The 4,349-nt window shown below is 64.8% G+C and carries 3 protein-coding genes; 2 read left to right on the top strand and 1 reads right to left on the bottom strand.

Translation table 11 applies throughout. The features are described 5' to 3' along the window. Positions 1-153: 153 nt before the first annotated feature. The gene (gene parE, locus ACVOLV_RS21965) at positions 154-2,043 is read right to left on the bottom strand and encodes a DNA topoisomerase IV subunit B (protein WP_481556209.1); all 1,890 of its coding nucleotides are present in this window, start codon (positions 2,041-2,043) and stop codon (positions 154-156) included. A 157-nt stretch (positions 2,044-2,200) separates the two neighbouring features. On the opposite strand from parE, the gene ACVOLV_RS21960 reads away from it, so the two are divergent. Both ACVOLV_RS21960 and ACVOLV_RS21955 read left to right on the top strand, forming a co-directional pair. Beyond that, complete coding sequence (locus ACVOLV_RS21960; protein ID WP_303749656.1) at positions 2,201-2,452, top strand: hypothetical protein; 252 nt, start codon at positions 2,201-2,203, stop codon at positions 2,450-2,452. A gap of 129 nt (positions 2,453-2,581) precedes the next feature. Next, positions 2,582-4,246, top strand: a complete 1,665-nt coding sequence (locus ACVOLV_RS21955; RefSeq protein ID WP_481556208.1) for a CTP synthase — start codon at positions 2,582-2,584, stop codon at positions 4,244-4,246. Positions 4,247-4,349: the final 103 nt, after the last annotated feature.

Genomic DNA, 4,349 nt, shown 5'->3' with positions numbered 1-4,349 from the left:
CGGCCCCCCCCACCAAACACCGTTTTTTTTTGCCGGCGGGGGTGGGGGCCGCGGGGGGCCCTCCCCCCCGCTCCCACAAGAGAAATGGCGGCGTGAGGGCAACAAAAAACCCGCCGGTGAGGGCGGGCTTTCGGTGCTGCGAGATTGCCTGGATCAGGCTTCCAGCGAGGCCAGGTCGCCCTTGCTCTCCAGCCAGCCCTTGCGGCCCGGGGCGCGCTTCTTGGCCAGCAGCATGTCCATCAATGCCGAGGTCTGCTCGCTGTCGTCCACGGTCAGCTGCACCAGGCGGCGGGTATCCGGATGGATGGTGGATTCGCGCAGCTGCGAGGGGTTCATCTCGCCCAGGCCCTTGAAGCGGGTGACGCTGACCTGGCCGCGGATCTTCTCGCGCTCGATCTTGTCCAGCAGCGAGCGCTTCTCTTCCTCGTCCAGCGCGTAGAACACCTGCTTGCCCACGTCGACGCGGAACAGCGGCGGCATTGCCACGAACACGTGGCCGGCATCCACCAGTGACGGGAAGTGGCGCAGGAACAGGGCGGTCAGCAAAGTGGCGATGTGCAGGCCGTCGGAGTCGGCATCGGCCAGGATCACGATCTTGCCGTAGCGCAGGCCGGACAGGTCGTCCTTGCCCGGGTCGCAGCCGATGGCGATGGCCAGGTTATGCACTTCCTCCGACGCCAGCACGCTGCCCGAGGCGACTTCCCAGGTGTTCAGGATCTTGCCGCGCAGCGGCAGGATGGCCTGGAAGTCCTTGTCGCGGGCCTGCTTGGCGCTGCCACCTGCCGAGTCACCTTCCACCAGGAACAGCTCGGTGCGCGACAGGTCCTGGCTGATGCAGTCGGCCAGCTTGCCGGGCAGGGCCGGGCCCTGGGTGACCTTCTTGCGAGTGACCAGTTTTTCGGTCTTCAGGCGCGCGCTGGCACGCTCGATGGCGATCTGCGCGATCTTCTCGCCCAGTTCCACGTTCTGGTTCAACAACAGGCTGAAGGCGTCGTGGGCAGCACCTTCAACGAAGCCGGCGGCCTGGCGCGAGGAGAGGCGTTCCTTGGTCTGGCCGCTGAACTGCGGATCGGTCATCTTCAGCGACAGCACGAAGGAGACGCGGTCCCAGACATCTTCCGGGGCCAGCTTGACGCCGCGCGGCAGCAGGTTGCGGAAGTCGCAGAATTCGCGCAGCGCCTCGGTCAGGCCGGTGCGCAGGCCGTTGGCGTGGGTGCCGTGCTGGGCGGTCGGGATCAGGTTGACGTAGCTTTCCTGCACCAGCTCGCCTTCCGGCAGCCAGGCCACGGCCCAGTCAACGATCTCGGTTTCCTTCTTCAGCGAGCCGGCAAACAGGTCGGCCGGCAGCATTTCACGCTCGCCCAGCTCGGCCTTCAGGTAGTCGCGCAGGCCGTCCTCGTAATACCAGGTGTCGACTTCGCCGGTGGCTTCGTCGGTCAGCTTCACGGTCAGGCCCGGGCACAGCACGGCCTTGGCGCGCAGCAGGTGGCGCAGTGCGCGCACGTTGAATTTGGGTGTGTCGAAGTACTTGGGGTCGGCCCAGAAGCGCAGGCGGGTGCCGGTGTTCTTCTTGCCGACGCTGCCGACCACTTCCAGCGGGCTGGCGCGGTCGCCATCGCGGAAGGTGATGCGGTGTTCGCTGCCGTCGCGGCGGATATGGATCTCCACCAGCGTGGACAGGGCGTTGACCACCGATACGCCGACGCCGTGCAAACCGCCGGAGAAGGTGTAGTTGCGGTTGTTGAACTTGCCGCCGGCGTGCAGCCTGGTCAGGATCAGTTCGACGCCGGGGATCTTTTCTTCCGGGTGGATGTCCACCGGCATGCCGCGGCCGTCATCGCTGACTTCGCAGCTGCCATCCTTGAACAGGGTGACTTCCACGGTCTTGGCGTGGCCGGCCAGGGCCTCGTCGACCGAGTTGTCGATCACTTCCTGCGCCAGATGGTTCGGGCGGGCGGTGTCGGTATACATGCCAGGACGGCGTTTGACCGGGTCCAGGCCAGAGAGGACTTCGATGTCAGCGGCGTTGTAACGGGCGTTCATGGATCTCGGTAGGGCGCAAATCGACGTGGGAGTGTGCGGTCTGGCGGCGATTTTTGCACGCAGGGCATTCAGGGCCGGGGCAGCTGCGACGAGGTATCCTGTAGCCGGTTCCAAAAAGGCCCGCCATTCCAGGCGGGGCAAGCCGAGGAGGTTTTGGATGAAAACATCAAAATTGCTGGCCCTGGGTGTTGTTGTCGCTGCGGTTGCCGCGGTTCCCTTCGTGATGGCGCAAAGCGCTGACAAGGGCAAGGCTGCCGAGGCCGCACAGGCTGCCCCGGTCGACAAGGCGCAGAGCGATGCCGAGCAGAAGGCCAAGCGCCGCGCTGCCGCCGCTGCCCAGGACAAGGCCAAGGCTGACCAGCCGGCGCCGCGTGAAGAAGAGGAAGAGGAAGCCCGTCGCCGTCGCTGACGCGGTTTTCCTGAGTTTCAAGGACGCCCCGGCGCAGGTCGGGGCGTCTTTTTTTTAATCCGCCGCATCCAGTGCTTGGGTGTTTTGGCGACAACCTTTAAACTAGGGCTTTCCGGGAGGCAGTGAGCCGTGACCCCCCTTATTTTTGTTACCGGTGGTGTGGTGTCCTCGCTAGGCAAGGGCATCGCAGCCGCGTCCCTGGCCTCGATTCTCGAGGCGCGTGGCCTGAAGGTCACCATGATGAAGCTGGACCCGTACATCAACGTCGATCCAGGCACGATGAGCCCCTTCCAGCATGGCGAGGTCTATGTCACCGACGACGGTGCCGAGACCGATCTGGACCTGGGCCACTACGAGCGTTTCGTACATAACCGCCTGAGCCGGAAGAATTCGGTGACCACCGGGCGCATCTACGAGAACGTGATCCGCAAGGAGCGCCGTGGTGATTACCTGGGCGCCACCGTGCAGGTCATTCCGCACATCACCGACGAAATCCGCCGCTGCATCGACGAGGCCACTGAAGGCTTCGACGTGGCGCTGGTGGAAATCGGCGGTACCGTCGGCGACATCGAGTCGCTGCCGTTCCTGGAGGCGATCCGCCAGGTGCGCACCGAGCGCGGCCCGGAGAAGGCGCTGTTCATGCACCTCACCCTGGTGCCGTATATCGCTGCCGCCGGTGAGTTGAAGACCAAGCCGACCCAGCATTCGGTCAAGGAACTGCGCTCGATCGGCATCCAGCCGGACGTGCTGCTGTGCCGTTCCGAGCAGGCGATTCCGGATTCGGAACGTCGCAAGATTTCGCTGTTCACCAACGTTTCCGAGCGCGCCGTGATCAGCGTGCCGGACGTTGAGGTTCTGTACCGCGTACCGATGGGCCTGCATGCGCAGGGCCTGGACGAGATCGTGGTCAACCAGCTCAAGCTGGGTGACAAGGCCGGTCCGGCCGACCTGTCCGAGTGGGAAGCCGTACTGGATGCAGCGCTGCACCCGCTGGACGAAGTGACCATCGCCGTGGTCGGCAAGTACGTTGACCATCAGGATGCGTACAAGTCGGTGGGCGAGGCGCTCAAGCACGGCGGCCTGCGCCAGCGCACCAAGGTCAACCTGAAGTGGCTGGAAGCGCAGGAACTCGAAGAATCCGGTCTGTCTGCGCTGGAAGGCGTGGACGGTATCCTGGTGCCGGGCGGCTTCGGTGATCGCGGCTTCGAGGGCAAGGTGCTGACTTCGCAATACGCCCGCGAGCAGAAGCTGCCGTACTTCGGTATCTGCTACGGCATGCAGGCGGCGGTGGTCGATTTCGCCCGCCACGTTGCCGGTCTGGAAGGCGCCAACAGCACCGAGAACGACCGCCAATCGCCGAACCCGGTGATCGGCCTGATCACCGAATGGCGCACGGCCACCGGTGAAGTCGAAAAGCGTGACGAAAAGTCCGACCTGGGTGGCACCATGCGCCTGGGCCTGCAGGAGCAGCGCCTGAAGCCGGGCACGCTTGCCCGTGAGCTGTACGGCAAGGACGTGGTGTCCGAGCGTCATCGCCACCGCTACGAGTTCAACAACCGCTACCGCACCCAGTTGGAAGACGCGGGTCTGGTGATCGCCGGCAAGTCGATGGATGACACGCTGGTGGAAGTGGTTGAACTGCCGCGTGACCAGCACCCGTGGTTCCTGGCTTGCCAGGCGCACCCGGAGTTCCTGTCCACCCCGCGTGGCGGCCACCCGCTGTTCATCGGCTTCATCCGCGCCGCGCGCGAGAAGAAGGCCGGCGGCAAGCTGCTGCAGGAAGCCCGCGCTTAACAAGGTAGTGCCGAGCCATGCTCGGCAAGGGGCTCCGCCAGGGTAATGAACAGGTAGTGCCGAGCCATGCTCGGCAAGGGGCTTCACCAGTAACGCCTCTGCC

It is taken from the genome of Stenotrophomonas sp. STEN023, assembly GCF_056760135.1.
Note: the sequence above shows the minus strand (reverse complement) of the source record. Positions and strands in the feature narration are given on the sequence as shown.

What these genes read in the sequence shown, in the direction of transcription:
- parE (WP_481556209.1), bottom strand. Translation starts at nt 2,043, where the DNA reads ATGAACGCCCGTTACAACGCCGCTGACATCGAAGTCCTCTCTGGCCTG.
- ACVOLV_RS21960 (WP_303749656.1), top strand. Translation starts at nt 2,201, where the DNA reads ATGAAAACATCAAAATTGCTGGCCCTGGGTGTTGTTGTCGCTGCGGTT.